23 protein-coding genes and 1 pseudogene are annotated in these 25639 nt (G+C 58.3%); 11 read left to right on the top strand and 13 right to left on the bottom strand.

Going from position 1 to position 25639, the window contains the following annotated elements; all coding sequences use genetic code 11:
- The first annotated feature begins 158 nt into the window (after positions 1 to 158).
- Positions 159 to 479 carry a hypothetical protein gene (locus tag ACVWXW_RS07080; RefSeq protein WP_457403337.1) on the top strand — a complete coding sequence of 107 codons (321 nt, stop codon included), beginning with the start codon at positions 159 to 161 and terminating at the stop codon, positions 477 to 479.
- 10 nt (positions 480 to 489) lie between these two features.
- Here ACVWXW_RS07080 and ACVWXW_RS07075 read toward each other — a convergent pair whose 3' ends face one another.
- Complete coding sequence (locus ACVWXW_RS07075) at positions 490 to 2376, bottom strand: AMP-dependent synthetase/ligase (RefSeq protein WP_457403336.1); 1887 nt, start codon at positions 2374 to 2376, stop codon at positions 490 to 492.
- Positions 2377 to 2892: 516 nt separating this feature from the next.
- Between ACVWXW_RS07075 and ACVWXW_RS07070 the strand changes: the two genes are divergently transcribed.
- Positions 2893 to 3627: a protein-L-isoaspartate(D-aspartate) O-methyltransferase gene (locus tag ACVWXW_RS07070; RefSeq protein ID WP_457403335.1), complete on the top strand. Its 735-nt coding sequence runs from the start codon at positions 2893 to 2895 to the stop codon at positions 3625 to 3627.
- Here the strand turns inward: ACVWXW_RS07070 and ACVWXW_RS07065 are convergent.
- Positions 3624 to 4364 (bottom strand): glycerophosphodiester phosphodiesterase, encoded by a 741-nt coding sequence (locus tag ACVWXW_RS07065; protein WP_457403334.1) that lies wholly within the window; start codon positions 4362 to 4364, stop codon positions 3624 to 3626. The genes ACVWXW_RS07070 and ACVWXW_RS07065 overlap by 4 nt on opposite strands.
- A 351-nt stretch (positions 4365 to 4715) precedes the next feature.
- Between ACVWXW_RS07065 and ACVWXW_RS07060 the strand changes: the two genes are divergently transcribed.
- Positions 4716 to 4901: a hypothetical protein gene (locus ACVWXW_RS07060; RefSeq protein ID WP_414344512.1), complete on the top strand. Its 186-nt coding sequence runs from the start codon at positions 4716 to 4718 to the stop codon at positions 4899 to 4901.
- A 4-nt stretch (positions 4902 to 4905) separates the two neighbouring features.
- Here ACVWXW_RS07060 and ACVWXW_RS07055 read toward each other — a convergent pair whose 3' ends face one another.
- The 4 genes from ACVWXW_RS07055 to ACVWXW_RS07040 form a co-directional block, all read right to left on the bottom strand.
- The gene (locus ACVWXW_RS07055) at positions 4906 to 5427 is read right to left on the bottom strand and encodes a peroxiredoxin (protein ID WP_414344495.1); all 522 of its coding nucleotides are present in this window, start codon (positions 5425 to 5427) and stop codon (positions 4906 to 4908) included.
- A gap of 179 nt (positions 5428 to 5606) precedes the next feature.
- On the bottom strand, positions 5607 to 6143 hold the full coding sequence (locus ACVWXW_RS07050; RefSeq protein WP_457403332.1) for an N-acetyltransferase family protein: 537 nt from the start codon (positions 6141 to 6143) through the stop codon (positions 5607 to 5609).
- A 1282-nt stretch (positions 6144 to 7425) separates the two neighbouring features.
- Positions 7426 to 8181 (bottom strand): precorrin-2 C(20)-methyltransferase, encoded by a 756-nt coding sequence (locus tag ACVWXW_RS07045; RefSeq protein ID WP_414350039.1) that lies wholly within the window; start codon positions 8179 to 8181, stop codon positions 7426 to 7428.
- A 12-nt stretch (positions 8182 to 8193) separates the two neighbouring features.
- Positions 8194 to 8607, bottom strand: coding sequence for an STAS domain-containing protein (locus ACVWXW_RS07040; RefSeq protein ID WP_011433770.1), 414 nt, complete (start codon positions 8605 to 8607; stop codon positions 8194 to 8196).
- A gap of 296 nt (positions 8608 to 8903) precedes the next feature.
- On the opposite strand from ACVWXW_RS07040, the gene ACVWXW_RS07035 reads away from it, so the two are divergent.
- The gene (locus ACVWXW_RS07035) at positions 8904 to 13739 is read left to right on the top strand and encodes a translocation/assembly module TamB domain-containing protein (protein WP_457403331.1); all 4836 of its coding nucleotides are present in this window, start codon (positions 8904 to 8906) and stop codon (positions 13737 to 13739) included.
- Positions 13740 to 13833: 94 nt separating this feature from the next.
- Here the strand turns inward: ACVWXW_RS07035 and ACVWXW_RS07030 are convergent.
- Positions 13834 to 14079, bottom strand: a pseudogene (locus ACVWXW_RS07030) (Mo-dependent nitrogenase C-terminal domain-containing protein); the annotation flags it as partial.
- Positions 14080 to 14800: 721 nt separating this feature from the next.
- Between ACVWXW_RS07030 and bchB the strand changes: the two are divergent.
- From bchB to coaD, 4 genes are all read left to right on the top strand, one after another.
- Positions 14801 to 16333 carry a ferredoxin:protochlorophyllide reductase (ATP-dependent) subunit B gene (gene bchB, locus ACVWXW_RS07025; RefSeq protein ID WP_457403330.1) on the top strand — a complete coding sequence of 511 codons (1533 nt, stop codon included), beginning with the start codon at positions 14801 to 14803 and terminating at the stop codon, positions 16331 to 16333.
- A 56-nt stretch (positions 16334 to 16389) separates the two neighbouring features.
- Positions 16390 to 17394, top strand: coding sequence for a UDP-glucose 4-epimerase GalE (gene galE / locus ACVWXW_RS07020; RefSeq protein WP_457403370.1), 1005 nt, complete (start codon positions 16390 to 16392; stop codon positions 17392 to 17394).
- A 66-nt stretch (positions 17395 to 17460) separates the two neighbouring features.
- On the top strand, positions 17461 to 17796 hold the full coding sequence (gene cutA / locus ACVWXW_RS07015; RefSeq protein WP_457403328.1) for a divalent-cation tolerance protein CutA: 336 nt from the start codon (positions 17461 to 17463) through the stop codon (positions 17794 to 17796).
- Positions 17797 to 17816: 20 nt separating this feature from the next.
- Entirely contained in the window at positions 17817 to 18296 is a 480-nt protein-coding gene (coaD, locus tag ACVWXW_RS07010; RefSeq protein ID WP_011433776.1) for a pantetheine-phosphate adenylyltransferase, read from the top strand.
- 29 nt (positions 18297 to 18325) lie between these two features.
- Here the strand turns inward: coaD and ACVWXW_RS07005 are convergent, their stop codons facing one another.
- Positions 18326 to 18685, bottom strand: coding sequence for a pentapeptide repeat-containing protein (locus tag ACVWXW_RS07005; RefSeq protein WP_457403326.1), 360 nt, complete (start codon positions 18683 to 18685; stop codon positions 18326 to 18328).
- A gap of 487 nt (positions 18686 to 19172) precedes the next feature.
- Here ACVWXW_RS07005 and ACVWXW_RS07000 point away from each other — a divergent pair, with 487 nt between their 5' ends.
- On the top strand, positions 19173 to 20285 hold the full coding sequence (locus ACVWXW_RS07000) for an ATP-dependent 6-phosphofructokinase (protein WP_414344504.1): 1113 nt from the start codon (positions 19173 to 19175) through the stop codon (positions 20283 to 20285).
- Here ACVWXW_RS07000 and ACVWXW_RS06995 read toward each other — a convergent pair.
- Both ACVWXW_RS06995 and ACVWXW_RS06990 read right to left on the bottom strand, forming a co-directional pair.
- Entirely contained in the window at positions 20237 to 20632 is a 396-nt protein-coding gene (locus ACVWXW_RS06995; protein WP_457403325.1) for an AtzH-like domain-containing protein, read from the bottom strand. The two genes, ACVWXW_RS07000 and ACVWXW_RS06995, sit on opposite strands and share 49 nt — an antisense overlap.
- Before the next feature lie 441 nt (positions 20633 to 21073).
- Positions 21074 to 22093: an FHA domain-containing protein gene (locus ACVWXW_RS06990; protein WP_457403323.1), complete on the bottom strand. Its 1020-nt coding sequence runs from the start codon at positions 22091 to 22093 to the stop codon at positions 21074 to 21076.
- Positions 22094 to 22277: 184 nt separating this feature from the next.
- On the opposite strand from ACVWXW_RS06990, the gene ACVWXW_RS06985 reads away from it, so the two are divergent.
- Complete coding sequence (locus ACVWXW_RS06985) at positions 22278 to 22763, top strand: CGLD27 family protein (RefSeq protein ID WP_457403322.1); 486 nt, start codon at positions 22278 to 22280, stop codon at positions 22761 to 22763.
- 33 nt (positions 22764 to 22796) lie between these two features.
- Complete coding sequence (locus tag ACVWXW_RS06980) at positions 22797 to 23729, top strand: bifunctional riboflavin kinase/FAD synthetase (RefSeq protein ID WP_457403321.1); 933 nt, start codon at positions 22797 to 22799, stop codon at positions 23727 to 23729.
- A 6-nt stretch (positions 23730 to 23735) separates the two neighbouring features.
- On the opposite strand, the gene ACVWXW_RS06975 is transcribed toward ACVWXW_RS06980, so the two are convergent.
- From ACVWXW_RS06975 to ACVWXW_RS06965, 3 genes are all read right to left on the bottom strand, one after another.
- Positions 23736 to 24194, bottom strand: a complete 459-nt coding sequence (locus ACVWXW_RS06975) for a molybdenum cofactor biosynthesis protein MoaE (protein WP_457403320.1) — start codon at positions 24192 to 24194, stop codon at positions 23736 to 23738.
- A 302-nt stretch (positions 24195 to 24496) separates the two neighbouring features.
- On the bottom strand, positions 24497 to 25282 hold the full coding sequence (locus tag ACVWXW_RS06970) for an adenosylcobinamide-GDP ribazoletransferase (RefSeq protein WP_457403319.1): 786 nt from the start codon (positions 25280 to 25282) through the stop codon (positions 24497 to 24499).
- Positions 25279 to 25554, bottom strand: a complete 276-nt coding sequence (locus ACVWXW_RS06965; protein ID WP_414523078.1) for a hypothetical protein — start codon at positions 25552 to 25554, stop codon at positions 25279 to 25281. Before ACVWXW_RS06965 ends, ACVWXW_RS06970 begins: the two co-directional genes overlap by 4 nt.
- Positions 25555 to 25639: the final 85 nt, after the last annotated feature.

The following is a 25639-nucleotide window of genomic DNA, read 5'->3' as shown; positions in this document are numbered from 1 at the left end:
TAATCCGGGAACAAAGCGGCTGAGGCGTTCTATCCAGATCCAGACGCTCCTTTCGTCCGTACTACCCTGAAGAAGGGACTCCCCGGACGGATTCCCTCTCAATCGATCCCTCGTTAACCCTCTTCGAGTTGTCTGTGCTCTGCACAGCACGGAGTGCTATGAAAGTGCAACACCTCTTCACCTCAGCTCTTGTGGGCGCAGCCCTCTCCAGTTTGAGCCTGCCCACCGCCGCTCTGGCCCAAGCCAACCTGCGGGAACTCCCTCCAGACCTGGCAGAACAGCTAACCACAGAGCAAATTTTGCAAGCCTGCGCCAACAACCAAGCAGATACTTTGCCCAGCCCTTTCCCGGATGTGGTGCCAAGCGATTGGGCCTACAAGGCGGTGCTCACCCTCTACTACTGTGGAGCCTGCCGAGGGGCCATTCCACCGGAGCAATTCCGGCGCTACTTGGAGCAACAACGGGGATCCCAAACCTAGAAGGCTGGCCCTACTTCAAAGATCGGTACATTTCCTCAATAAGGTGAGCGTAGCGCTCCGCCACGGGGTTGCGCTTAATTTTCAGCGTCTGGGTCATGAGGCCATTTTCCACACTCAGGGGCTCTGGCAAGAAGCGAAAGTCAGCAACTTGCTCGTCGGGCCGATAGCCAGGGCGCTCTTGGATGCGGCGGCGTACTTCTTGCAAGATGAAGCGGCGCACCTGCGGGTGAACGAGCAGCTCGGTCTCGCCAGTAGGGATCCCTTGCTCAGCAGCCCAGGCCTTGAGGGCGTCGAGGTTGGGGTAGATGAGGGCAGCCAATTTTTTTTGGTCTTGCCCGACGATCACAATCTGGCTGATGTAGGGAGATTGCAGGCAGGCATCTTCCAGTGGCTGTGGCTCAATGTTCTCGCCGTTGCGCAAGACAATGACATCCTTGGCCCTGCCGGTGATCACCAGTTGGCCGTCGGGAGTGAGCCAGCCTAGGTCCCCGGTTTCAAACCAGCCATCAGAGCTGAGAACTTTAGCGGTGGCTTCTGGATTGTTGTAGTAGCCCATCATCACCTGCGGGCCACGGGCCAGGATCAACCCTTTTTCTTGTGGCGGCAGCGGCTGTCGAGTTTCAGGATCCACAATGCGAAACTCCGTCCCCGGCAGAGGGGGGCCAGCCGTACCGCGCACATTGTTGTCTGGACGCCGCGCGCACAACACCGGCGAAGTTTCGGTGAGGCCGTAGCCATTCAAGATGGAAATGCCCACCACCTCGTAGAACAGATCCAAGTAGGCAGGCAGGGATCCACCGCCGCTGATGGCATGTTGAAAATTGGGGCCCAACGCCCGTCGTACCTTGCGGTAGATCAGCACATCGGCCAATCGGTGCAGGGGCCAGAGCAGCCAATGTTGCAGGCGAGCCTGCAGGCGCACCCAGGGGCTGACTCCGTAATGCAAAATCGACTGATTGCGAGCTATCCGTCCAGAGAGCACGTGGCTCTCGCTCACGGCCATCAGAGCGCGGATCAGCCGCTGCATCAGGGGGCTTTTCTCTTTGAATTGCCGTTGGATCCCTTCATAAACGGTTTCCCAAATCCGGGGCACTGCCACCAAAAAATGGGGGTGCTCCTGTTGGAAATCTTGTTTGATAAAGCGAGGGCTGGTATAGACCAACATGCAGGCGCGGCTGAGGAGAAAATACTCGCAAGCCCGCTCATAGGAGTGCCAAGTGGGCAGAATGGTCAACACCTTATTCCCCGGTTGTGGCTGTACGACCACGCCCAAGTTCTCCACCTGGTGCATCAGGTTGCCGTGGCTGAGCATCACCCCCTTGGGCCGACCGGAGGTGCCGGAGGTGTAGATGATGGTGGCCAGTTGGGATCGCTCCAGCTTTGGGGGTTGGTAGGTGTGTTCCCGACCCTTTTGCAGCCATTGGGAAAAGTTCAGCACCCCTGCTTCCTGCTCATCGGAAAGCAACAGCAGCCGTTCCAGGCCCAGCTCCTGCACATCCGGCCGGATCCGCCTCAGGGTCTTCAGATCCTGAGCAATCAGGGCCGTGCTACCGGAGTGGCGCAAGATGTAGCCCAGCTCACTGGGATCCGCCACAGCGCTGCGGGGCACATTCACAGCTCCCGTGAACATCGTGGCCAGATCGGCCATCAGCCAGCGGGGGGAGTTATCGGCAAAAATGGCCACCCGATCCCTCGGGCAAATGCCCAAAGCCTGCAGGCCAGCCGCCAGGGTTTGAATGCGGCGAAACAGCTCTCCATAAGACATCTCGAAAACTGGCTGCGCGTGGGGATCCCGTAGGGCAACCTGACCGGCAAACTCTTCCGCCAGCACTTGCCAAACGTTCAGCAGCGTCGTCTCAGGGGCAGTGGGAGTAGCAGAAGCGGCAGCAGTTGTCATAGATCTGTACCGTAAATTACGTTTACAGTCTATTAAACCCAGCCTCTCTCCCCAGGTGTCGCTAGGACAGTTCCCAGCCTGTCACCCCATTCACCATCTTCCCCTTGCGGGGAAAAGGTAGGGATCAACACTATAAAATCTTGATCTTGCGCTGGCAGAACCAGGGTGGTGATTGCTCGCCCCGGCAGATTGCGCACAAAACTTTACAATTTTGATCAAACCGGATCCCATATCTCCCATGGGGATCCCGGCTGTAAGCTTCATGTAAACTACCCGACACCGACCGCTAGGCGGTACGAAGCGGGCTTTTAGTAGCCCTGCAGTTAGTAAACTAACCACGGACCTCTGGGGTGGTTTACGGCACCCCCAATCGACCGTTACCAGTGCCCTAAACAGCTGTTTCTGGTGTCCGCAGTACCATTATAGCATTCCTCCCGACACTGACCCTACGGGTACCGTGCGGGGCTCCTGCGATTTCTAGCTGAGCAGCTCATCGTTTCTGGAGGTTGTGTATCGGTGATCAACCCATTCTCATCCTTCCGGTGGAGACATTCTTCTCGCTCTCCAGCTGGGATCCCAGAAGTTGAACCTCAGCCCCCAGACGCTTCCGATCCTTTTGCTTCCCAACGGGAGCAGATGGTCAAGAAACAGCTCATCAAACGAGGGATCCGAGATCCACGGGTACTGGAAGCCATGGGAAAAGTGCCGCGTCACCTTTTTGTCCCCTCTGATCTGCGGGATCGGGCCTACAGGGATTGCCCTCTGCCCATCGGCTATGGCCAGACCATTTCTCAGCCCTATATTGTTGCTTTTATGACAGAAGCTGCTCGCCTCACGCCTGAATCGGTGGTGTTGGAAATCGGCACCGGCTCCGGCTATCAGGCGGCTGTTTTGGCAGAGCTGGCCCGGCAAGTGTATAGCCTGGAGCGTCTGTCCCCATTGGCTGCTCAAGCTCAACAAACCCTCGCTGCCCTGGGCTATCGCAACGTGGAAGTGCGTCAGGGGGATGGCTACCAAGGTTGGCCAGAGCATGCTCCCTACGATGCCATCGTGGTGACGGCAGCGCCCCCAACTGTGCCCATGGTGCTGCTGGATCAACTGGCGGTGGGGGGCACCTTGGTGGTGCCGGTGGGAGAAAGCCCTTCGGACTCCGGTGCCCAGGGATCCCAGTCCTTGCTGATCCTCTGCAAAACAGCCCAAGGATGGGTTCAAAAAGGGGCTTTTCCGGTGCAGTTTGTGCCCATGGTCTAGGGTTTTGCCCCCTCTACTCCTGCCAAACGGTGGGCGCGAATTTGCAAAGCCAATTGGGGACGGTCGGTAATCAACCCTTGAACAACGGGATTTTGTCCTACTGAGCCGGCAAATGGCTGCAAGCACAACTTCATCACTTCAGGATCGTTCACCGTCCAAACGTACAGAGGGATCCCGGCCTGTTCAGCTTCAGCCAAGAACTGCAAGTTCACCCAACTGTAGTGGGGGGCCAGAAAATCCGCTCCCAACTCCCGGCAACGGGTAAGTAAAGATCCCTTGGCTTGCTCCTCAGCCTTTGCCTCGATCAACAGGCCAACCTTGGGTTGCGGGGACAAAAGCGTTTTAACCCGCTGCACCACCTGAGGCAAAAAAGAGGTGATCACAAATTCTTCGGGGGTCAAAATATCGCTAACGAGGGCAAGGACTTGTTCCTCATAGCCTGCTTCTTTGAGTTCGATATCGAGGGTGATCTTGCCCTTGATATGTGACAGGGTCTCTTCAAGAGTGGGAATCGTGGGTTTGCGGGCCCGAATCTCGGCCCAAGTTAATGCGGCCAAAGGCTGTCCATCCAAATCGGCATCGTGAACAACCAGTGGGATCCCATCTCGGCTACAGCGCACATCCAGCTCAATTTGCTCGGCCCCCACTTCAACAGCAGCAGCAAAAGCGGCCAACGTGTTTTCCTCGGCGTGGGTGTGCTCCCCACGGTGGGCGACAATCTGGGTGTAGGGGAGCATGTCAGCACCTGTAAACTACCCGACACCAACCGCTAGGCGGTACGGAGCGGGCTTTTAGTAGCCCTGCAGTTAGCAAGCCAACCACGAGCCTCTGGGGTGGTTTACTGCACCCCCAATCGACCGTTACCAGTGCCCTAAACAACCGTTTCTGGTGTCCGCAGTATTATTATAGCATTCCTCCCGACACCGAACCTACGGGTACAGTGCGGGGCTCCTGCAATTTCTAGCTGAAGCGGGGTTGAGTGCCAGGTTGCGCAGCTCTATTATGATTGGCTCTCGGTGGTTCAGAAAGGGATCCCGGCGACTGGGAGGAAACGATAAGCTAAGGGAGTGGATTGGGTCTCTGAAGTCATGGACGCCGCCGAAATTGCCGCCTTGAAAGAGCGCATCAAGCTGATCCGCGAACGCCGGCCAGCAGTAGCCAAGCTGCTGGAAAAGCCAGACTTGGGCAGCTTGCGCGTGGATGTCAACCAAGCGCTGGAGGAGATCGACGAGTTGCTCTACGAGTTCGAGCAGACTTTTGGCCCGGAAAGCTAGAGGGCTAGCTACCGACAAGCCGTTGCAACTGGGCCAGAACCTCAGCACTGTGGCGGCTGGGGTTTACAATTGGGTCGATTTCTCGCAAAATCCCCTCCGGGTCGATCAAGAACGTATTGCGCAGGGCAACATCGCCCATCCAGGAGCCGTAAGCTCGACTGACCGTGCCGTCGGGATCCGACAGCAAAGGAAACTGTAGCCCTTCTGCCGAGCAAAAGCGCCTGTGAGAGTCCACCGAGTCAGCGCTCACGCCCACAACCTGTGCCCCCATGGCCCGGAACTTGGGCAAATCTTGCTGAAAGCGGCGGGCCTCAATCGTACAGCCGGAAGTGAAGTCGCGGGGGTAAAAATACAACACCACCCACTCCCCCCGAAAATCCGCCAGCCGCCGTATTTGCCCGGCTTGATCTGGCAATGCGAACTCCGGTGCCGGAGAACCTATTGGCGGGAGAGGAGTAGTTCCCCACTGGGCCCAGGCAGGCTGAGCCATCCCAAAGCCCACAAGCAGGCCCACAACCAATCCCATGAAAACCCTGCCCAATTCCCTCACTGCCCCTCCGAGACCTCTCTAGAACCCATCTCTAGTTTACATAACTTTATATGAGTCCAGGAACTCGCCTCACTGCGCAGAAGCAAGCCAGCGGGGTGGGAAGCATCTCCACTCTGCCAGCTCAATGTTGCCGCTTTGCCAATTCCTTTGCCAATTCAAGGTAACCACTTGCAGAGCAAAAGCTGCGGAGGGATCCCCAACCATCGCCAGAGTTGAGAGGTGCGTTCGATGGGGGTATAGCGCAGTTGAGCGTACAGTTGCCGCGCGGGGAGATTGTCTTCCAACACGTGCAGATGCAAACAGCGGTAGCCCCACCCTTTCGCCACCCCTTCAGCACTGAGCAAAAGCAGACGAGCAATTCCTCGCCGCCGCCAGCCGGGCAGCACCGCCAAGTTGGAGAGGTAGGGATACTTCCCGTGGGCTGTGACCCGCAAAGAGATCTCGGCAGTGCCCACCACTTCGGATCCCACCGCAGCCGCCAGACAGCAATAGTAGGGATCCCTTGCGGCCAGCCTGAGGCGCAACTCTTCGCGAATGCCCAGCTTGCGAATTGGGTGGATCCAGCGTTGCAGGCCTGAGGGCGGATAAAAAACCTGCGCCAGAACTTCGGCCAAGGGATCCAGATCGCCCGGTGTAGCCGGGTAAACCACAGGGGAAGGCAACACAGGTTGAGACGGGGCAACCGCAGGCATCCCCCTTATTTTCCCAAACAACTTGCAAACAACAAAACAATAAGTGGTGACCCCCACGGGGAGCCACCACTGAACCGGTAGGACTTGGCCACAGGGAGGAAAACCACCCCTGCCGACGCGGACTAACCGCATCCAAGATTCATCAAAACTTATTCTGTAAAACTTATTCTGTTGTCTTAACCTGTAGCTGATTCAACCGCTCCCACTACTGGGCTCGACAAATTAGTCGGCAAACAAACGAACTCAATTTTTGGGCCAGCGCCAGTGGCCGCTCCGACACCAGAATCCGACTCTGAGGTTTACGATGAGATCTCCAGATCGCTAAAATGGCAGGCTGAGCCGTTGATGCGATAGATATCATCCGTGATAGGCTGGTAACCCACTTCCACCAGATCGGACTTGGCAGGAGCAAATATGCGGATAATTGCTCTAGCAATCTTTGAGAGAAAGGTAAACATAGCAACCTCCTGAAAGTGAGAGTGAAACTATGAACTGAGAGAACCTCGAATTGCTAAAGCCCGCAGTCCTTGTCCCACTGAGCGCTGGTTCCGACTCGCAGAGCTTGCAGGTTGAGAGCACCTGAACCTGATCACCGATTTTCCCACCCTGACTCGCTCATGAATGGAGACTCAAAATAGCCGGCTGAGCTTGTTGATCTGGCAAAACCACTTTTATTTGAGGATTATTTGAGGAACACCTAGAGCGCTCTCTCACTTTCCCAGTGGCTTGTGCAGCAAGCCCAACTGCTATCTGCCTAACTCCCTTGTTCTGCTTTGAGGAAAACCTGTCGTAGGTACCAGGTGCTCTGCTGAGCGAGACAACCACTTCTCAGGAGAGTCTGCCGAAGCAACGGATCGGAAGCTTGGATCAGAGCGTTGACCGACAGAGAACTTTGGAGAGAATTTTGGATTTGAGTCAGTCGAGAAGCGGTGCCTCGCATTTGAGATGGGGATGAGATATTATCCTCCTCGCCTGAATCACTACATTCATAATCTAACCTATAGCCGATCTCTCCACCAAGGGCGGCAACCATTCTTAACAGGCTGGATCATTCCTTTAACTTGGTCTTTTCATCTCTTTTTGGTTCAGGTCAATGAGGGATCCCAGCATTCTGGATTCGGATTCCTCAGCCTCTTTCCGTCACAGGACACCTGATTTTTTGGGGAAACAAGCCGGCTCGGTACGGGACTTAAGCTCAATGGAAACACACGCAAAAAAATACCGACCAACCCCTGCTTCGGGCTTAATCGCCGGAAGGAACTCATTCCCTATCCTAGAAAACTCATTCCAGCTGTAGCTCGTTTTCCAGGTTAAGAGAATCTTGATTTCGGGGCCGAGAACGCAGGATCAGCAGGGAAAAGTAGGGGGGCCGGTAGTCGGCCAGTCCTTCCAGGGTGGGGAAGAGGGTTTGCTGAGGCCAGCCGGCCCAGACCACCAAGCTGGCTTGTTGCAGCCAACCTCTTTCGGCCAGCCACTGCCAAACCTGAGGGTAGACAGAGGCCACTTTCATGAGGACGACTACCTCAGCCCAGGCACAAGCCTGCTCCAGTTCCGAGAGGGCAAACAGAGCCGGTAAAATCGCCAATTTCTCGGAGCCGAGCACCAAGGGGGATCCCAGGGCAGCAGCAGCGGCTAAGGGAGAGCACACCCCCGGTATGGCCTGGATGGGCAAGGCGGGGATCCGCTGCCGCAGGGCTTGGGCCACGTAGGCGAAGGTGCTGTAGAGGCCCACGTCTCCCTCACAGATGAAGGCGACATCTTCTCCCCTTTCTAGGAGTGGGGCTAGTTGCTGGGCAGCCACTCGCCAGGCAGCTTGCAGGACTTCCGGCTGGGTGACAAAGGGCAGGCGAAGCGGCAAGAGGGTTTGTTCCGGTCGCAGCCAAGGGCGCACAATTTGGTAGGCCAAGCCCGGCTGGCCGGCAGCATTTTGGGGACAGGCCACCCAGTTGACCGTGCTGAGGATGCGGGCTGCTTTGACCGTGATCCAGTCGGGATCCCCTGCTCCAGCACTGATCCCCCAAAAGGTTCCCAGACCCATACTTATTACGTATCAGGCGGTCTCTGTACTGCCCGTACTTCCTTCCTTCAGGCGATCCAAGGCTTCCTGCAAGGAGTTGCGCAAAGACAGGAACTTCTCCAGGCGCACCAGCTTCACCGTTTGGGTGATGCGGGGATTGCTCACCACCTGAAAGATACCTGCGCGGCCCTGCACCAGCTTGGCCAATTGCACCAGGGCGCCGACGCCAGAGCTATCGATGAAGTCGATCCCTGTCAAATCCAAGATGAGGTTAGGGGATCCCTCTTCCAGGTATTTGGTGACCACCTTAACAAAGACCGGCTCGGAAAAGGCATCCAGAAGGCCAGTCAGGTGAAAGACCTGGCAGTTTTCCAGCGCCTCGCGGCTGCCGCGCAAGCTGACCGTCAGAGATAGGGGTTCCGGAATGGCTCTTCTCCTTTCAACCATCTCGACAGAAGGGAACACCTGAGAGAGGCCCCAGGGTGGGTTCAATCTCGGGTGTGGAGATAGCTTAGCATCCCCGTTCTCCGCGGGAGACGGTATTTTTCCGCGGGGTCTTCGGGGGAATTACGCCTGGGAGCAGGGATCTCTTCTTTCTGTTCCCTCGTGGCAAGCCAGGAGTCCTTGGGTAGGATGGGGGCAACTGTGCCGGCAAGGTCGGCCCGCAGTGCACGAACGGCTTTTGGGAGCCTGTCAGGTTTTTAAGGGGTAGGCGGTTGGGAGAGGATCACCAAGATCCAAAGATGCAGCAGCAACGATTCAACCTTTCCCCCATCACTCTAGCTGGGGTGGGTTTGGGCTTGACGGCTGCCGCCTTTGGTGCCGCCTGGGGAACAGGGATCTACCTTCAAGATCACGTGCTGCCGCAGGTGGAAGCAACCCTCTCGCAAGCGATGCGCCGGCGCGTGGAATTGGGGGAGGTGAGGTTTCTGGCCCCCTGGCAGGTGAGCTTGGGAGAAAGCCGCGTTGAACATCTGGCCAGTATCGGCTCCATCGACCTCAGCCCTGATTTCTGGACTTGGCTGCAGACGGGTCAGTGGGTGCTGAATGTTACCCTAAACCAGCCGCAACTGCTGCTGATGGAAACGCTGGATCGCGGCTGGGCGGATGTGCAGTTTCAACTGCCCGAAGGGGAGGGATCCCTGCCCTTGCATGGGCTGAACATCCGTTTGCGCCAGGGATCCCTGACGGCCATCCCTTTGGTGGGGGAGCGACGCCAGTTTGATCGGCTGCAGGGCCAGGTGCAGGTGTGGCTGACTCACAATGCCCCGCCAGGAGAGGAGGATCTTTTCGGGGGGCGGGCCAGTTTCCAGGCGACGGCACGGTTGCTCCCTCGGGAGGGGGAGGGGGGGTACCCCCTGCAGCTCAGGGGGGTGGCGGATTTTGCCCAGGCTTCCGGTTCGGTGACGCTTTCTGCAGCTCGTCTGCCTTTGGATCTCTTGCCCAGTGTGGTGCCGGCGGCCCCTTTTGCGGAGGTGCAGGGGGAAACTGGCTTGGATCTCCAGGTGCTCTGGCGGCGGGATCAACCGCTGGAGTTGACGGGGCAGGCCCAGGTTCAACAGGCTCGGCTGGATCTGGAGAGGTTGCCCCATCCTTTTGAAGAGGTGAAGGGCTCCGTTCGCTTTACCTTGCAGGGGTTGGAGCTGGAGGGGGTGAGCGGTCGCTTTGGTCAGCTTTCCTTTGCCGAGCTAAAAGGCCCGGTGGTCTGGGAGCAAGGACAGGGGTTTGGTTTGCAGGCGGAACTGGTGCCGGCCAGTCTTCAACAGATCCAAGAGACGTTTGACGTGACTGGCCTGCCGGTGGCGGTGGAGGGGGTGGTAGGGGGATCCGTAGCGGTCACTGGAGCCTTGGATCAGCCGCAGATCCGGGGACAGTTGCGGGGGCTTTCGCCGGGGCAGGTGGATCGCCTGCCGGTGTCGGAGTATGCCTTTGGCTTCCGCTTTGCGGATCAAACCTTGGCCTTGGAAGCAATTGACCTCAAGACTGCAGGGGGTCGCATCCAAGGCTCCGGCCAGCTGCAATGGGCTGCCGGCTTGGCAGGCCAGTTCGATCTTCAAGTCAGCGGAGCCGACGTGGAGCAGGTGCTGGCCCTTTACGGCCTCAACCTGCCCCGCCGGGGCGCTCTTCCTTGGGTGGGGCCGGTTTCCGCTCAAGTGCAGGTGGCGCTGACGGGATCCCAACCTCAGGTAGAGGCCACCTGGGCAACCCAAGGGGGAGAGATTGCCGGAAGAGGGCAGCTGCAGGTTTTGCCGGAGGGTCGGGACTGGGTGGTGCAGGTGCCGCAGGCGGTGCTGGACGTGGGCGGAGGCCGGGTGGCGGTGGCGGGGCGGTGGGCGGGGGGACAGCTCCAGACGCAGTTGGCTCCTCAGGAGGTGCCGCTGGCCTTTTTCAACCCCCAATGGCCGGGATCCCTCTCTGGCGAGCTGACGGCGCAGCTGGACAGGGCGGCGGCAGCAGAAGTGGGCTTCCTGGGGGCGTTGCGGGCGCAAGGGTCGCTGGCTTTGTTGCAGCCTTTGGGAGCGAGGGGACGGCAGTGGGTTGAGGGCATCCGCGGCCAGGTGACTTGGGAGGGATCCGGACTGCATATCCAGGAGGCGGAGGTGTTGGCAGGTGGCACTCGCCTGGCCAGGGTCGAAGGGCAGATCCCCTTGGATCCCCAGACGCTGCAGGTGGGATCCCTGGATCTGAGCTTTACCACCGACGGGATTACGCTGGCAGAAGTACCCGGCCTGCCGCCGCTGGTGAAAGGAGTGCTGCAGGGATCCGGCCAGATCCGCGGACCTCTGGACACCTTGCAGGTGACTGGCAAGGTGCAGTTGCGGGGCTTGCAGGTGGGAGATGTGGCCTTTGAAGACTTGGCCGGGCCCTTTCAGGGGTCTGTTCAGGGGACGGAAGTGGATCTGCGGGGGAAGCGGGATCGACTGGCGCTGCAGTTGGATCCCCAGTTTCAGCCTTTGCAGTTTCAGGTGCAGCGGGGCGAGGCGGAAATTCGCGGCCAACGCCGGCAAGAGGAGCTCCAGGTGGCAGTGAACCAGTTGCCTCTGGCTTTGCTGGGGGGGGTGGCTGCCGGGCCGTGGGCCAGTCTGCAGGGAACCCTCGAGGGGGAGGTGGCAGTTGACCTGGCAAGCGGCGCCGCCCAAGGACGGGCTGCGGTGGCGGATCTGCAGTTGGGAGGGATCGAAGTACGGGGCTTTTCGGTGGATTTCGACTACCACGCTGGTAATGGTTCTCCTCGCCTAGAGATCGCCCAAGCTCAACTGGATTTGTTTGAGAGCACCTACACCGCTAGCGGCACCCTGGAGCTGCCGGCGGATCCCCTCCAGGGCGGTTTGGAGTCTACTCCAGAGGTTTCCGTTCCTCAAATTAACCTAGAGATCAGCACCCGCCAGGGCCGCCTGGAAGACATCGTCTCTGCCTTTAAGTGGCGGCAGTGGCAAGACATCACCACTCGCGGCTTCCGGCGGCCCCCCTTGGGCCCTGCCTCGGCGTTAAAGACCGACCCGGTCGGTTTGCCCAACCATCCTCTCCTGGAGCAGCTGGAGTACTATGCCCAGATCTTGGCCGTCCACCTGGAGACCTTGGCCAGCCGCATGGATCCGCTGTTCGCGTCAGCGGTGCGGAGCACTTTCCCGCCGCCCACAAGTCTGCGAGGGGAATTCCAAGCCAGCGTTAGCCTGGTCGGCAGCCTCAACCGGCCTAGCGTCAGCTTTTACCTTGAGGGCCAGAATTGGCAGGCAGAGGAGTTTGGCATCGAAAGCCTTACTGCCAGGGGCAGCCTGGCTGGAGATGCAGTGGTGTTGGAGCCGCTGCGGTTGCGCAGTGGCGAACGTCAAGCCCTTTTTGTGGGCAAGCTGGGCCTAGAGGAACAGTCGGGATCCTTGCAAATCCAAGGATTGCCTCTGGCTTTGCTGGACCGCTTCCTGCCAGAGGAGCTGGAGCTGCAGGGGGATCTCAACCTGGACGTGGAGCTGGCCGGCAACCTGCGGGATCCCCATGCCCGCGGATCCCTGACAGTGGTCAACGCCCAGATCAACCAGGTGCCGCTGCGGGAGGTGGGAGGACAATTTGACTACCAGCGGGGGCAGCTGCGCCTGGACGGCGCCCTGCTGGCCAATGGTGACGAACCCATTCGCCTCTTTGGCCTAGTGCCCTACACCCTGCCCTTTGCCGAGGTGCGGGCCGAATCCGACCAGATCGACCTCACCCTGCAAGCCAAGCATGGCGGTCTGCGCCTGATCAACCTCTTCACCGACCAGGTGCGCTGGGAAGGCGGCCAAAGCCAACTGGAGCTGGCCATCCGCGGCACCTTGCGAGAGCCCAGCCTGCAGGGGAACTTGAGCGTCAACTCGGGGATCCTCAAGCTGGCAGCCCTGCCGGAGCCCATTACCGACCTCACAGGCCAGATCGCCTTTAACCTCAATCAGCTGCAAGTCCAGGAGCTGCGGGGACAGTTGGGGGGTGGATCCCTTTTGGCTGAAGGCTTTTTGCCCGTCAACTCTCGCGGTGCCCTGCAGATGGACGAAACCTCGCCACCCTTAACTCTGCAACTCCAAGGGGTCCAGCTCAACCTGCCCAACCTCTACACTGGCCATCTGGACGGCGAGGTGGCTGTCAGAGGGCTGCTTCTGCAACCTTTGCTCGAGGGGCGGCTGGAGGTTTCTCAAGGGATCGTGGATGTCAGCCCCCGCCGGGCAGAACCTGAGGCCGCAACAGCTGCCGCCGGCTCGACTTCGCCGGATCCCTTCTGGCAGCCGCGGCTCAACGGACTGGAGCTGGTCTTGGGGCCAGGGATCCGCGTGCAGCGTCCCAATCTGTTTGAATTCAATGCTGCCGGCACCTTGCGCCTGTTTGGCACTCCCCAGGATCTGCGCCCAGCGGGCACCATTGCCCTAGAGCGAGGCCGCGTCAACCTGCCCCTTGCCAACTTTCGCCTGGATCGCTCCCGCTCCAATACCGCCACTTTTGACCTAGACAACCCCTTCGATCCCTTCCTGAACCTGCGCTTGATGACCCAGGCCATCGAGGTCTATCGCTTTCCCCAAGAGCTCTCCCCCTTCGACACCAACCGCAACCTGCCGGGATCCCAGCAGAGCATCGAGATTTTCGCCACGGTCAACGGGCGGGCCAGCCAGCTGGCTGAGGCGGATCCCCGCAACGGGGTTCTGGCCCTTTCCAGCAGCCCCAGCCGCTCCCCCGAAGAGATCGTCGCCCTCCTGGGAGGCACAGCTCTGGCCCGCCTCAACCCCGAAGCGGGAGTGGCCGGCCTGGCCGGAACTGCCTTGCTCAACGATGTGCTGGACACGCTGCGGGACACCCTGGGCCTAGACGAGGTGCGCATTAGCCCCGTCCCCCAGGTCGATACCCGCGCTGCCAACCGCTCCTCGATAGGGCTAGCGCTGGAGGTGGCCCGCGATCTGGGGCCAGCCACTTCCATCTCGGTGCAGCGGAACTTGACGGATCCCTTCCAGCCCACCCGCTACAGCGCCCGCTACCGCTTCAACGAGCAAACCCTCACCCGCGCCAGTACCGATTTTGAGGGCAACAATGTCATTTCCATCGAGTTTGAGACCCGCTTCTAATGGGATCCGCTCCGGAGTTTGGCAGCAGGCTTTGGATGGCCAGGGATCCCTTGAAAAAAGATAGATAAAGATAGATTTAGTGGAAAAAGCTGCCTTACAGGTAACGGCTAATGTCTTCTCCTCGCTCCGCCAAAAACGACAAGGCCCGGAAGCGCAGCCCTGCCACCTGGTCGTAGAGGGGGTTGAGCTTACACATGGGCGGAATGTGCATCACCTTATGGCCAAACAGCACCACATCTCGCTCAAAGGGGCAGCGGGCCGGGATCCACTGGCAAAGGAAATGGGCCAAGCGTGGATCGCGGATGCTAAAGTTATCGATAGCCGATTGAATGGGACGCAACGGAGCCTGCAACCAGTCGCGCAGGCGACCCGTGGACTTGAAAAGCACAGAAGTCATGGAACCAGGCAGCTCCTGAGGAGCTTTGCGAGCACGTTGCCAAGAAATCGTTGTGGAACCCATAAGCTTTCACCTCACACCTTTACCTTTGAAGAAGGAGCAAACTTTGATCGATTACGGCGCATGAAATCGTCAATAATCGACAATTCTTATGCTTTGTGTCGAGTTTGTATTGAGGGAAACATCAGCCATCTCTCTTCCCTCTGTTAGTCTGCCTTCCTCAACAGAAAGCTTGCTTCTGTAAACAAGAATCTCTGCTCAATGTTGTAGAGCTACATGTTTTGTCTCCAAAAGTTAATATGTAACGAAAAATACAAAAACTCCTCTGCTCTTGTCCACCAGCCGATTCCCTGTCAGGATCCCTGAAGTTCCTCAGCTTGGGCTCTGGAGCCAGATGGGTATCCATCGCTCCTATTTCTAGGATGGAACAAGCCCTTTGGGCGGAGTAGAGGGATCCCCGTAATCACACTTGCCTTGGCAGGGTTGTTTTTCTTTTGATCGAGTTTGGCTTGGGAGCGTCTCGGTTGGGAGTTACGGAGGATAACAGCCAAGGGATGCCGGCTGCTGAGCGTTCTACAATGCCAGGAGAGATTCCCAGCGGGTGCACATCCGGCGGTGGGTTGGGATCCTTGATTTTGTCTCTGGCTTTCTTGAGAGGCTGCCCATGAAATTGGCCTATTGGATGTACGCTGGCCCTGCCCATATCGGCACGCTGCGGGTGGCCAGCTCCTTCAAAAACGTTCACAGCATCATGCACGCTCCTCTGGGAGACGACTATTTCAACGTGATGCGTTCCATGTTGGAGCGAGAGCGGGATTTTACTCCGGTAACCACCAGCGTCGTTGACCGGCAGGTGTTGGCGCGGGGATCCGACGAAAAGGTGATTCGCAACATCGTCCGCAAAGACGGCGAGGAGCAGCCGGATCTGATCGTCGTCACCCCCACCTGCACCTCTAGCATTTTGCAGGAAGATCTGCATCACTTTGTCCGGCAGGCCCAGTTGGCCAGTCGCTGCGATGTGGTGCTGGCAGATGTCAACCACTACCGGGTTAACGAATTGCAGGCAGCGGATCGCACCCTGCAGCAGATTGTGGAGTTCTATATCACCAAAGCTCGCAAAAGCGGGGAGTTAGACGGCCTGCCCCAAAAGACGGAGCGGCCTTCCTGTAACATCCTTGGCATTTCCACCCTAGGGTTTCACAATGCCCATGATCTGCGGGAGCTGAAGGTGCTGCTGCGGGATCTGGGGATCCAGCTCAACCTGGTGATCCCGCAAGGGGCCAGTGTCCACGATCTCAAACACCTGGGGCGGGCTTGGTTTAATGTGGTGCCCTACCGGGAGCTGGGGCCGATGACAGCTCGCTATCTGCAGCAGGAATTCGGCATGCCTTACATTGAGATCACCCCGATGGGGGTGGTGGAAACGGCTCGCTTCATCCGCCAGATCCAGCAGACCCTAAACGAGCAAGGGATCCCTGTCGATTATGAAGCCTACATCCAGGAGCAAACGCTTCACATTTCCCAAGCGGCCTGGTTTTCCCGCTCCATCGACTGCCAAAACCTAACCGGCAAAAAAGCGGTGGTCTTCGGGGATTCCACCCACGCGGCGGCCATCACCAAAATCCTGGCCCGCGAGATGGGGATCCACGTGGTGTGGGCGGGCAGCTATTGCATCTACGATGGGGAGTGGTTCCAGGCAGAGGTGGGGGAATATTGCGATCAGGTCTTGATGACAGAGGACCACACCCGCGTGGCGGATGCGATTGCCCAGGCGGAACCTGCTGCGATTTTCGGCACCCAGATGGAGCGGCATGTGGGCAAACAGCTGCGGATCCCTTGTGGGGTCATCTCGGCCCCCATCCACGTGCAGGATTTCCCTATCGGCTACCGGCCCTTTTTGGGCTACGAGGGCGCCAACCAAATTGTGGACTTGATCTACAACTCCTTTACCCTGGGCATGGAAGATCACCTGTTGGAGATCTTCGGTGGCCACGACACCAAGGAGGTGATTCACAAGAGCCTGAGCGCCGATTCCGACCTCATCTGGACGCGGGAAGCCCAGGCGGAGCTGAACAAGGTGCCCGGCTTTGTGCGCGGCAAGGTTAAACGCAACACCGAAAAATTTGCCCGCGAACGAGGCTTGACCGAGATCGGTGTGGAGGTCATGTACGCCGCCAAAGAAGCTTTTGGAGCTTGAAGGGATCCCGTTGACAACCTTTACCCTGGGTGGGATCTTCCATCTGACGTTTGCCTATGCGTCTCCTGGTTACCGGCGGGGCGGGCTACATCGGCAGCCACACCTGCAAAGCTCTGGCGGCCTCTGGCCATCTGCCCATCACTTACGACAACTTGGTTTACGGGCACCCCTGGGCAGTTCGCTGGGGGCCGTTGGAGATTGGGGATCTCGCCGACCGGAAGCGGCTTGACCAAGTCATCCAGCACTATCGCCCAGAAGGGGTGATTCACTTTGCTGCCTATGCCTATGTGGGCGAGTCGGTCAAGGATCCCGGCAAATACTACCGCAACAACGTGGCCGGATCCCTGAACTTGCTGGAGGCCATGCGAGATCACGGGATCCCTTACATAGTGTTCTCCAGCACCTGTGCCACTTATGGGGTGCCAGAGCGGATTCCCATTCCCGAAAGTCATCCGCAACGTCCCATCAACCCCTACGGCCAGAGCAAGCTAATGGTGGAGCAGATCTTGCAAGATTTCCAGGTTGCCCACGGGATCCGATCCATTAGCCTGCGCTACTTCAATGCCGCCGGAGCCGATCCCGATGGTGAAATTGGGGAGGCCCATGACCCGGAAACCCACCTGATCCCCTTGGTGTTGGAGGTCGCCGGAGGCCAACGTCCCCACATCACGGTTTTTGGAGAGGACTACGATACCCCCGATGGCACCTGTATCCGCGACTACATTCACGTCACCGACCTGGCTCAAGCCCACGTGTTGGCGGTAGAAGCGCTGGCCTCTGGCCGGCCCATACAACCAGCCTACAACCTGGGCAATGGCCAAGGCTTTTCCGTCAAAGAGGTCATTGCCACCGCAGCAGCCGTGACCGGAAAGCGGATCCCGGTGCAAATGGGAGCGCGCCGCCCTGGGGATCCCCCGCGCTTGGTGGGCGATGCCGGCGCCATCCTTCGCGATCTCAACTGGAAACCTCTCTACACCGACCTGGCCGAGATCATTCAAACTGCCTGGCGCTGGCACCAGAAGCGACCCTACTTTGGGAAAGCCAAGCCCTCGGTGAGCTAGGAACGCCTAGCCCGGCGGGCGATAGGATAGGGAGAAACCGCCCGGCTAACAACTTCCCCGCCCCGCATGGACGACAAGATCACACCCGATACCCTCGCGGTTGTCATGACCACGGTGGGATCCGAAACCGAGGCCCATCGCTTGGCTCATACCTTGGTGGCCGAACGTTATGTGGCCTGTGCCCAGGTCTTGCCCGGGATCACGTCCTACTATCGCTGGCAGGGATCCCTGCAGACCGATGCCGAGTTCCTCATCCTGCTCAAATTGCCCGCAACTGCCTATCCCCGCCTGGAACAACGGCTGCGAGAGCTGCACCCCTACGCTGAGCCCGAGATCCTGGCCCTGACGGCCAACTTGGTGAGCACAACCTATTTGGCGTGGGCCCGCGACCAGGTAGGCTAGGGAATAGTGCACAGTTGGCCATGATCGCCCTCTACCCCGGCAGCTTCGACCCGATTACCCTTGGGCATCTCGATGTTATCGAGCGAGCCAGTCGTCTCTTTTCTAAGGTGATTGTCGCCGTCTTGAAAAACCCCAACAAAACCCCTCTGTTCAGCCCAGAGCAGCGGCAAGCCCAGATTAGCCTGTCCACGGCCCATCTCAAAAATGTTGAGGTTGATACGTTTTCAGGTCTGACGGTGGCCTACGCCCGTCAACGGGGGGCAAAGGTGATCGTGCGCGGCTTGCGAGTCTTGTCGGACTTCGATGTGGAGCTGCAAATGGCCCACACCAACAAGCTGCTGGCTCCCGAACTGGAAACCTTGTTCCTTGCCACCGCCAGCGAGCACAGTTTTGTCAGCAGCAGCCTGGTGAAGGAGGTCGCCAAGCTGGGCGGCCCCATCGATCATCTAGTGCCCGCTCCGGTGATTCGAGATTTGCGGGAGCGCTTTCCCTTGGCCTGAGGGCTCAGGGATCCCCTCTCCTTCCCCAATCAAAATTCAAAGGGCTGCATCCCTGCCGTCACCGGATCAAACCCCACCGGGAAGCAGGTGCTGTGATTGTAGAGGGATCCCCTCAAATTGGCCCCTTCCAAGCAGGCTCCCTCAAGGTCGGCATAGCGCAGGTCGGCACAGCGCAGGTCGGCCTTTGCCAGATTGCTGCCCCGCAGGTTGGCGTAGCGCAGGTTGGCCCCATGCAAATCGGATCCCTTGAGATTGGCCCCTCGCAGATCGGCCCCCCTCAAGAAGGCATACTCCAAGCAGGACTGGGGAAAATGGCGCTCTCCCCGCTGGTAGCGGCTGAGCAACTCTGAGGCCCCTTGTAGAGCACACTGGGCAATGGTTTGAGTCATGGTACTGCTCCCAAATCAGACTGGATGCCTTATTTCTATCCTCATCCCTATCATCGGGTTGGCCGGGTTTTGATCATCCCTGCTTAACAAATGATTTCAGTTTTTGAGTGGATTGTTGCCCCCAAGTTTTTTTGGAAAGATCTATCCTCAGAGATATAGAAGTCTTTCCTAATCGGCAGCTTGTGCGGCAATGTTTCTTAATTCTTTTTGTGAAGAATACTTAACGGCTGGACTTGATCGCCAACCCCAAACCCCACCGGGAACGCAAGCTGACCTGATCTTGCTGGGCTGTATGGATCCCTCAATTTCTTCTTTTTCAGCACTCCCCCAACCAGAAGGTGTTTCTCCAGATCTGATTGAACCAAGATAATTGGGATAATGATCGACTGGATCACATCCGTAGTTTGCGATTGAGTAGGGATTCTCTGCAAGCGATATAGACCCTTATCTCTGTTCAGGATGTTCACCTTTCTTTAACTAGAGCTCTATGCCCAAACGTAAGCGAATCGGGATCCTCACCAGTGGCGGCGATTGTGGCGGCCTCAACGCTGTGATTCGAGCAGTGGTGCGGCGGGCCCGCGACTACGATATGGAAGTTTATGGCATCAAAGATGCGACGGCAGGACTGATGGCTCGACCGGTGGAGGCGGAGCTGCTGGATGTGAAGCGGGTTTCCGGCATTTTGCGCTACGGCGGCACCATCTTGGGCACCGTGAACAAAGGCAACCCCTTCGCCTACCCTATGCCCGATGGCAGCTTGGTGGATCGCTCGGCAGAGGTGATCACCGGCTACCACCGGCTTGGGTTGGATGCGCTGATCGGGGTGGGGGGGGATGGCAGCTTGGCCATTCTCCGGCAACTGGCCCTGCAGGGGGATTGGAACTTTGTCGGGATCCCCAAGACCATCGACAACGATGTCGGTGCCACCGAGTATTCGGTGGGGTTCAACACAGCTCTGAGCGTGGCTGTGGAAGCTCTAGATCAGCTCACCTACACGGCCATCAGCCACAGCCGAGTCATGGTCATGGAAGTCATGGGGCGGGATGCCGGTCACATTGCCATCAGCGCTGGCATTGCCGGGGGGGCGCATGTGATTTTGATCCCGGAAATTCCCTACAAGCTGGAGAATGTCTGCAAAAGAATCCGCGACCGCAAAGAGCGGGGCAATAACTTCAGCATCGTGGTGGTGGCAGAGGCAGTTCGCACCGAGTCGGGGGAGCCGGTGACCTACACCAACAGCCTGGGGCAGTCTCTCTACGGCGGCATTGGCCATTACATCGGCAATGAGATCGCCCTGCGCACCGGCATCGAAACCCGGGTTATGGTTTTGGGCCACCTGCAGCGGGGAGGTACGCCTTCTCCTCTGGATCGCCTGCTGGGAGCAGCCTTTGGGGTGGCTGCTGTGGACTTGATCGCCCAAGGCAAATACGACCGCATGGTGGCCTGGCAAAATCGGCGGGTGGTGGATGTACCCCTGGCAGAGGCCATCTCCCAGTATCGGCGGGTGGAGGTGGACGGGGCTTTGATCGCCACAGCCATTGGCTTGAATACCTATGTGGGCGAGGTGGATCCGCAGCTTTTGCGCAGCATTTCCCCCTGATCTTCCGGCAAAAAGGACACGTGGGCAGAGACAATCTTCCAGCCGATATCGGGGAACCTGTACCCCATCTGGCTTTGGCGGCCCAAGCGAGGGATCCCGTTCACCGGACGGCGAAACTCTAAGGTGACCGAGCCGCAATCCGCCCCAAAGGTGACTACCTGCAAACGCAGCATCTCGCGGGCCAAATTCGTGGGAGGACGCCGTTGGCGAAAAGCCTTGATCTCGTCTCCCCCGTAGAGATTTTCCCCCACACCAAAGCGCACCACCTGGGGGCCATCCCAAAACAGGCGGTTCAGGGTGGGCACATCATTGCTCGTCAGGGCAGCTTCGTACTGATGGTAGAGCATGCCTCTAACCCCCAAAACCCTGAACTTTGCTGAATTTACTGAGCTTTAGGCGGTTTGGCAAAAGTCATTGAGAGGGATATAGTAGACCAAGTTTCCCCCTGATCCTTGAGTCCACCGCAACGGTTGCCGGGAAGTGAAGGGGGAAAGCGCTCGGGGGGTATTCCTCAGGGCTTTGCGGGATACCGCCTTCCTGTTTGGACTCCGTCCCGCTGACGCGAACAGAGATAGGCAGGATGCGATCGCTTCTTTCCTGAACCATGTTCAGGAGAGTTCAGCGTGAATGTATCAGTTCGGTTAGCTCTGCCACCACCTCGGGGCGATTCACCACACTCATGGGCCGGGCTCTCGTGCAATCGAAATGGGATCCTATCGGCTCCAGGAGCAGCAGGAGGTTCTGGAAGAACAGCGGGATCCCATCGTGCGGCAAGACATCTCTAGGATCTAGGGGCTGAGAACGGCTTGCAAAGACCGCACATCGCAGTAGTACACCTGATGGCGGTGGGCATACCCCTTCAGCTCCACAGCCTGATGGGAGAAGCAGGCGGCTGCCTGCCCCAGCTGTTTGGCCAAGCAGGTATAGGTGTCCTGGCTGATCGCCAGGTCGGCGTTGAGGGTGCGGGTAGCGCTCTCGATGCGAAAGGCCAAATTCACCGTATCTCCCAGAGCCGTATATTCTTGGCGGGTGTTGTTGCCCACCTGGCGCACGATTGCCGAGCCTGTGTTGACCCCTGCCCCCAGACGAATGGGAGAAGGCAGCGGAAACTCACCGTTCAGCTGCTCGGTCATTTGAAACAGCTTCGCTATGGCCTGCAAAACCGACTTCACATCGAGGTGAATTCCCGGCGCTTCAACTCCTCCCAGGGGAGCGGTGTTGGCTTGGGGCACATGGAACCAAACGGCCATAATCGCATCGCCAATGTATTTATCGACAGTGCCCCCGTACTGCTGAATGATATCCCCACCCCGCCGGAACCAATCGCCCATCACCTGGGAAAGCAGGCGCTCGTCCAGTTGTTGAGTCAGTTGTCCGTAACCTCGCACATCCACCACCGCCACCGAGATCAGCCAGCGGGTTTGTAAAACCAGGGTGTCCGAAGGTTTGGCCGCAGGGCTGGGTTCCGAGCTGGCCAGGGATCCGCTGTGGAACTCCAGCTGGGATTGTCCAAGGGTGAGGTGATCCCCATCCTGCAGCAGGGTGGGAATGCTGACGCGGCGATTGTTGACAAACGAGCCGTTGCGGCTGCCCAGATCGATGAGATAGATGCTGTTGTTGTCGAGGTATTGCAGCAGGGCATGTTGGCGGGAAACGCTGGGATCGCTCAAGACGATGGCGTTGTCCTCATCACGGCCTAGGGTCCAAGCGGTCGCTCCCGAGAGAACGTGTTTTCTTTGGCTGCCATCCGGCTCTTTTAAGACTACATAGGGTGCGGCAGTGGCGGCAGATTCGCTCGTGACGCTCATGATGGGATAAGTTGTAGACGCGACCACACTTCAATAAATACGATACCCCGCTCCCCTTCGGTTGATCGGGAAGATGCCTGGGCTGGATTTCTAGGCTGTCTTCGTCGAGAGATGGAGGTCTGAGGATGGGCTTGGCGGGGGGCCAACCCGACCGATATCATTTTGTATAGATACGTTAAGGTCTATGCTGGATCCCTCCCATCCCATTCCCGCTGAGCAACAGCCGCTCCGGCAATATGCAGAGCTGAGGGAAGCCTTTCCTTTTTCCTGGCCTGCTTTGGGGTGGATCCCTTACTTAAAACGAATCTTTGGGGTTTGGGGAGCTGTTGTGCTGGCGGTTTCCCCGCTGGTTTGGAGCAGGTTTGCCGGAGATTGGGGCCACTTTGTCTCTGGGTCGGTGCTGGGGGCCAATGTCTTGCTCGGCCTGGTGTTGCTCCATCTCTACTTGGGATGGGCTTATGTGCGGCGGCGCTTGGTACAAGCCCAGATTCCCTATGAAGAAAGTGGCTGGTACGATGGGGCGATGTATGCCAAGTCAGAAGAGGAGCTGGCTCAGCATCGGCTGATTGTCAGGTATCAGATTGATCCTGTGTTGCAGCGCCTGCGACGGAGCTTGTGGGGCGTAGTGGGCTTGAGTGGGTTGGTGGCCCTGCTGTGGCCTCTGGGGTAGGCAGTTGGTTGGCTGTTTTTAGGATCCCGGACAGTGCACATCACTTCTGATCTGGCTCAAACCTTGCGACCCACCGCTGTGGCCATCGGGAACTTCGATGGCTTGCATCTGGGCCATCAGAGGGTGTTGCAACCGATTCGAGATTCTCTTCAGGGGGTACGTACTGTCCTCACCTTTCATCCCCATCCCCAGGAAGTCTTGACGAGGCGGCCTCAGCTGTTGCTCACTCCCCCTGCCGAAAAGCTGGATCTGTTGGCGCAAATGGGCTTTGAGCAGGTGGTACTGCTCCCCTTCACCCCTGCATTTGCCTGCCAGCCCCCCCAAGAGTTTATCCAAACGGTACTTGAACAGGGCCTGCGCGTTCGCCATCTCAGCGTCGGTTGGGATTTTTGCTTTGGTCACCGTCGCTCCGGCAACGCCCAAACGCTCCAGGCTTGGGGATCCGAGCGCTGCATTCCGGTGGAGGTGATCCCGGAGGCGAAACTGAACGGGGAACGGGTGAGCAGCTCTCGCATTCGAGCTGCCCTGGCGACCGGGGAGGTGTCCACTGCCGAAGCGCTCTTGGGTCGCCCCTATCGTCTGATGGGAGAGGTGGTGCAAGGGGATCAGCGGGGCCGACAACTGGGCTTTCCCACCGCCAACCTCCGCTTGCCTCCGGAGAAGTTTTTGCCCCGCGATGGGGTGTACAGCGTTTGGGTGGATGTGCCTGCTGCTGCGGCAGCTCTGCCTGGGGTGATGAACATCGGCCATCGGCCCACCTTTGCCGGTTTACAGCACACCGTCGAGGTGCATCTATTGGATTGGACAGGAGATCTCTACGGGCAAGAGGTGCGGGTGGCGCTACGGGGCTTTATCCGCCCAGAGCGGAGATTTCCCACGGTGGCAGATTTGATTCAGCAAATTCAGCAAGATTGCCAAACAGCCCGCCAGCAATTGGGTTTGGCTGAGCAAGTGGGTATGGTGTAGGGGGATCTATGCCGAAGAGAGCTCGCAAGCGCCAAGGCTCACCCAGGCGCTGGTGCCATCTCGCCAGTATTCTTTTTTCCAGATGGGGGCGTTGTGCTTGAGGGTGTCGATGGCAAATTGGCAGGCAGCAAACCCTTCGGCCCGATGAGGGGTGCCCACCGCCACCAAGACGCTGATCTCGCCAATGCGCAGCTTGCCGATGCGGTGGTGGATGACCACACTGTTGGCGTCTGGCCAGCGCTGCTGAATTTGTCGGGCAATATCGGCGAAGACCTTCAGAGCCATGGGCTCGTAGGCTTGGTATTCCAGGTAATCGACAGGGCAGCCATTGGTGTTGTCTCGAACAGTGCCGCTCATCACCACCACAGCTCCATTGCCCGGATGGGAGGCCTCTTGGTGGACACGGTCGATGGATAGGGGAGCCAGGGTAATCTGGAAGGAAGTCTTCAGGACGGTCAGGAGCATGACTCTAGTCAATAATAAGCTCAACTATACTGAAAATAATGTATAATATGTTCAGTACGGATTACTACCAGTTGATCTTTCTGTTTACTTTCGAGTCTGCCAACATGGTAGCCAAAGCAAAGCAGAAAATTGGTAGTAAGACGACACGGAAACTGCGCTTTGGGTATTCTACTCAAAGCTTTGCGGGATACCGCCATTCTGTTTGGACTCCGTCCCGCTAACGCGAATGGAAACAAACAGAATGCTATCGCTGCATAGTTGAACAGTGATGTTCAGCAGTGTTCAGCGTAAATGTATCAGATTCATGATGGCCCAATAAGGGATCCCCACAGCAATGCTATCGCTTCTGACCATTCCACCGTAGCCCCGTAGGTGTCCCCCGTGTGCCCTCCCAACTGGCGGTAGATCCAGTAGCCCACGGCCCAAGCCCCCAGGGCGGATCCCAGCGTCCAGAGCAGCAAAGGGGGCCAAGCCAAGATCCCAGCCCAGCCCAACCCCCCGGTGATGGCCAGCACAAGCAGAGTGCCCGGCCACAGGGATCCCGGCAGGGAAGTGGAGTCTTTGAGGAAGCGGGCGGATCCCTGCTCTCGCAGGTAGGGGTACAGGGCAATGGCGAGCAACTGGCCCCAACGCCCCCAGGCGGGCACCAGCAGCAAGAGGGGCCAAGCTCGAACGCTGCTCAGGGCAGCAAATTTCAGCAGCAGCAGCAGCACCAAGGCCAGTACCCCATAGGCCCCGGTGTGGCTATCGCTCATCACCTGCAGACGGCGACGGGATCCCTGCAAGTCAGATTTTTGCCCATCCTCAGTTGACCGTTCCGGATCCCCTTTGTAAGGATTCTTGTGGACATTGATCGCCAAGCCATCGGCAGTATCGGCCACCCCGTCCAGGTGCAGCCCACCGGTCAAGAGAACCCACAGGGCCAAGAGCAAAGCGGCCCGCACCGGATTGGGGAAAATCTGCAGCAGGATCCCAGCCAGGTAGAGGATCCCGCCCAGCAACACACCTACCCCTGGCAGCCAGGCGGCAATGCCCTCAAACGGCAAGTCTCCGACCCACCCCAGAGGCAGGGCCGTGTAGAAGGTCAAGGCTGCCCAGAAGCGCCGCAATCGCTCAGTCCTTGAGTCTGTGTAAAGGGATCCGCCAATCCAGCCCTCTGGGAGAGAAAATAGGAATCCTTGCGAACGGTGCGCCCCACCACAATGGTGAGCTTGACAATGGTGAGCTTGACAATGGTGAGCTTGGCCACCAAAGCTCCGATGGCGCCCACCGCGGCCAACACCAGAAAGAGGGCTGCTTTTTCAGAAAGACTGGGATCCGCGGAGTCTGGTTCGAGTTCATGCTGAAGATCCTGATACATTTACGCTGAACACTGCTGAACATCACTGTTCAACTATGCAGCGATAGCATTCTGTTTGTTTCCATTCGCGTTAGCGGGACGGAGT

Source organism: Thermostichus sp. MS-CIW-30, from assembly GCF_054058015.1.
This window is presented reverse-complemented; position numbering and strand designations above follow the sequence as displayed.

Coding starts and splice junctions, on each gene's coding strand:
- ACVWXW_RS07035 (WP_457403331.1), top strand. CDS start 8,904: ATGCAGCAGCAACGATTCAACCTTTCCCCCATCACTCTAGCTGGGGTG.
- cutA (WP_457403328.1), top strand. CDS start 17,461: ATGGACGACAAGATCACACCCGATACCCTCGCGGTTGTCATGACCACG.
- ACVWXW_RS06985 (WP_457403322.1), top strand. CDS start 22,278: ATGCTGGATCCCTCCCATCCCATTCCCGCTGAGCAACAGCCGCTCCGG.
- ACVWXW_RS07060 (WP_414344512.1), top strand. CDS start 4,716: ATGGACGCCGCCGAAATTGCCGCCTTGAAAGAGCGCATCAAGCTGATC.
- ACVWXW_RS07040 (WP_011433770.1), bottom strand. CDS start 8,607: ATGGTTGAAAGGAGAAGAGCCATTCCGGAACCCCTATCTCTGACGGTC.
- ACVWXW_RS07080 (WP_457403337.1), top strand. CDS start 159: ATGAAAGTGCAACACCTCTTCACCTCAGCTCTTGTGGGCGCAGCCCTC.
- ACVWXW_RS07075 (WP_457403336.1), bottom strand. CDS start 2,376: ATGACAACTGCTGCCGCTTCTGCTACTCCCACTGCCCCTGAGACGACG.
- ACVWXW_RS06975 (WP_457403320.1), bottom strand. CDS start 24,194: ATGCTCCTGACCGTCCTGAAGACTTCCTTCCAGATTACCCTGGCTCCC.
- ACVWXW_RS07000 (WP_414344504.1), top strand. CDS start 19,173: ATGCCCAAACGTAAGCGAATCGGGATCCTCACCAGTGGCGGCGATTGT.
- ACVWXW_RS07050 (WP_457403332.1), bottom strand. CDS start 6,143: ATGCCTGCGGTTGCCCCGTCTCAACCTGTGTTGCCTTCCCCTGTGGTT.
- ACVWXW_RS06990 (WP_457403323.1), bottom strand. CDS start 22,093: ATGAGCGTCACGAGCGAATCTGCCGCCACTGCCGCACCCTATGTAGTC.
- ACVWXW_RS06965 (WP_414523078.1), bottom strand. CDS start 25,554: ATGTATCAGGATCTTCAGCATGAACTCGAACCAGACTCCGCGGATCCC.
- bchB (WP_457403330.1), top strand. CDS start 14,801: ATGAAATTGGCCTATTGGATGTACGCTGGCCCTGCCCATATCGGCACG.
- ACVWXW_RS07065 (WP_457403334.1), bottom strand. CDS start 4,364: ATGCTCCCCTACACCCAGATTGTCGCCCACCGTGGGGAGCACACCCAC.
- ACVWXW_RS07045 (WP_414350039.1), bottom strand. CDS start 8,181: ATGGGTCTGGGAACCTTTTGGGGGATCAGTGCTGGAGCAGGGGATCCC.
- ACVWXW_RS07055 (WP_414344495.1), bottom strand. CDS start 5,427: ATGGGATTGGTTGTGGGCCTGCTTGTGGGCTTTGGGATGGCTCAGCCT.
- ACVWXW_RS06995 (WP_457403325.1), bottom strand. CDS start 20,632: ATGCTCTACCATCAGTACGAAGCTGCCCTGACGAGCAATGATGTGCCC.
- coaD (WP_011433776.1), top strand. CDS start 17,817: ATGATCGCCCTCTACCCCGGCAGCTTCGACCCGATTACCCTTGGGCAT.
- ACVWXW_RS07005 (WP_457403326.1), bottom strand. CDS start 18,685: ATGACTCAAACCATTGCCCAGTGTGCTCTACAAGGGGCCTCAGAGTTG.
- galE (WP_457403370.1), top strand. CDS start 16,390: ATGCGTCTCCTGGTTACCGGCGGGGCGGGCTACATCGGCAGCCACACC.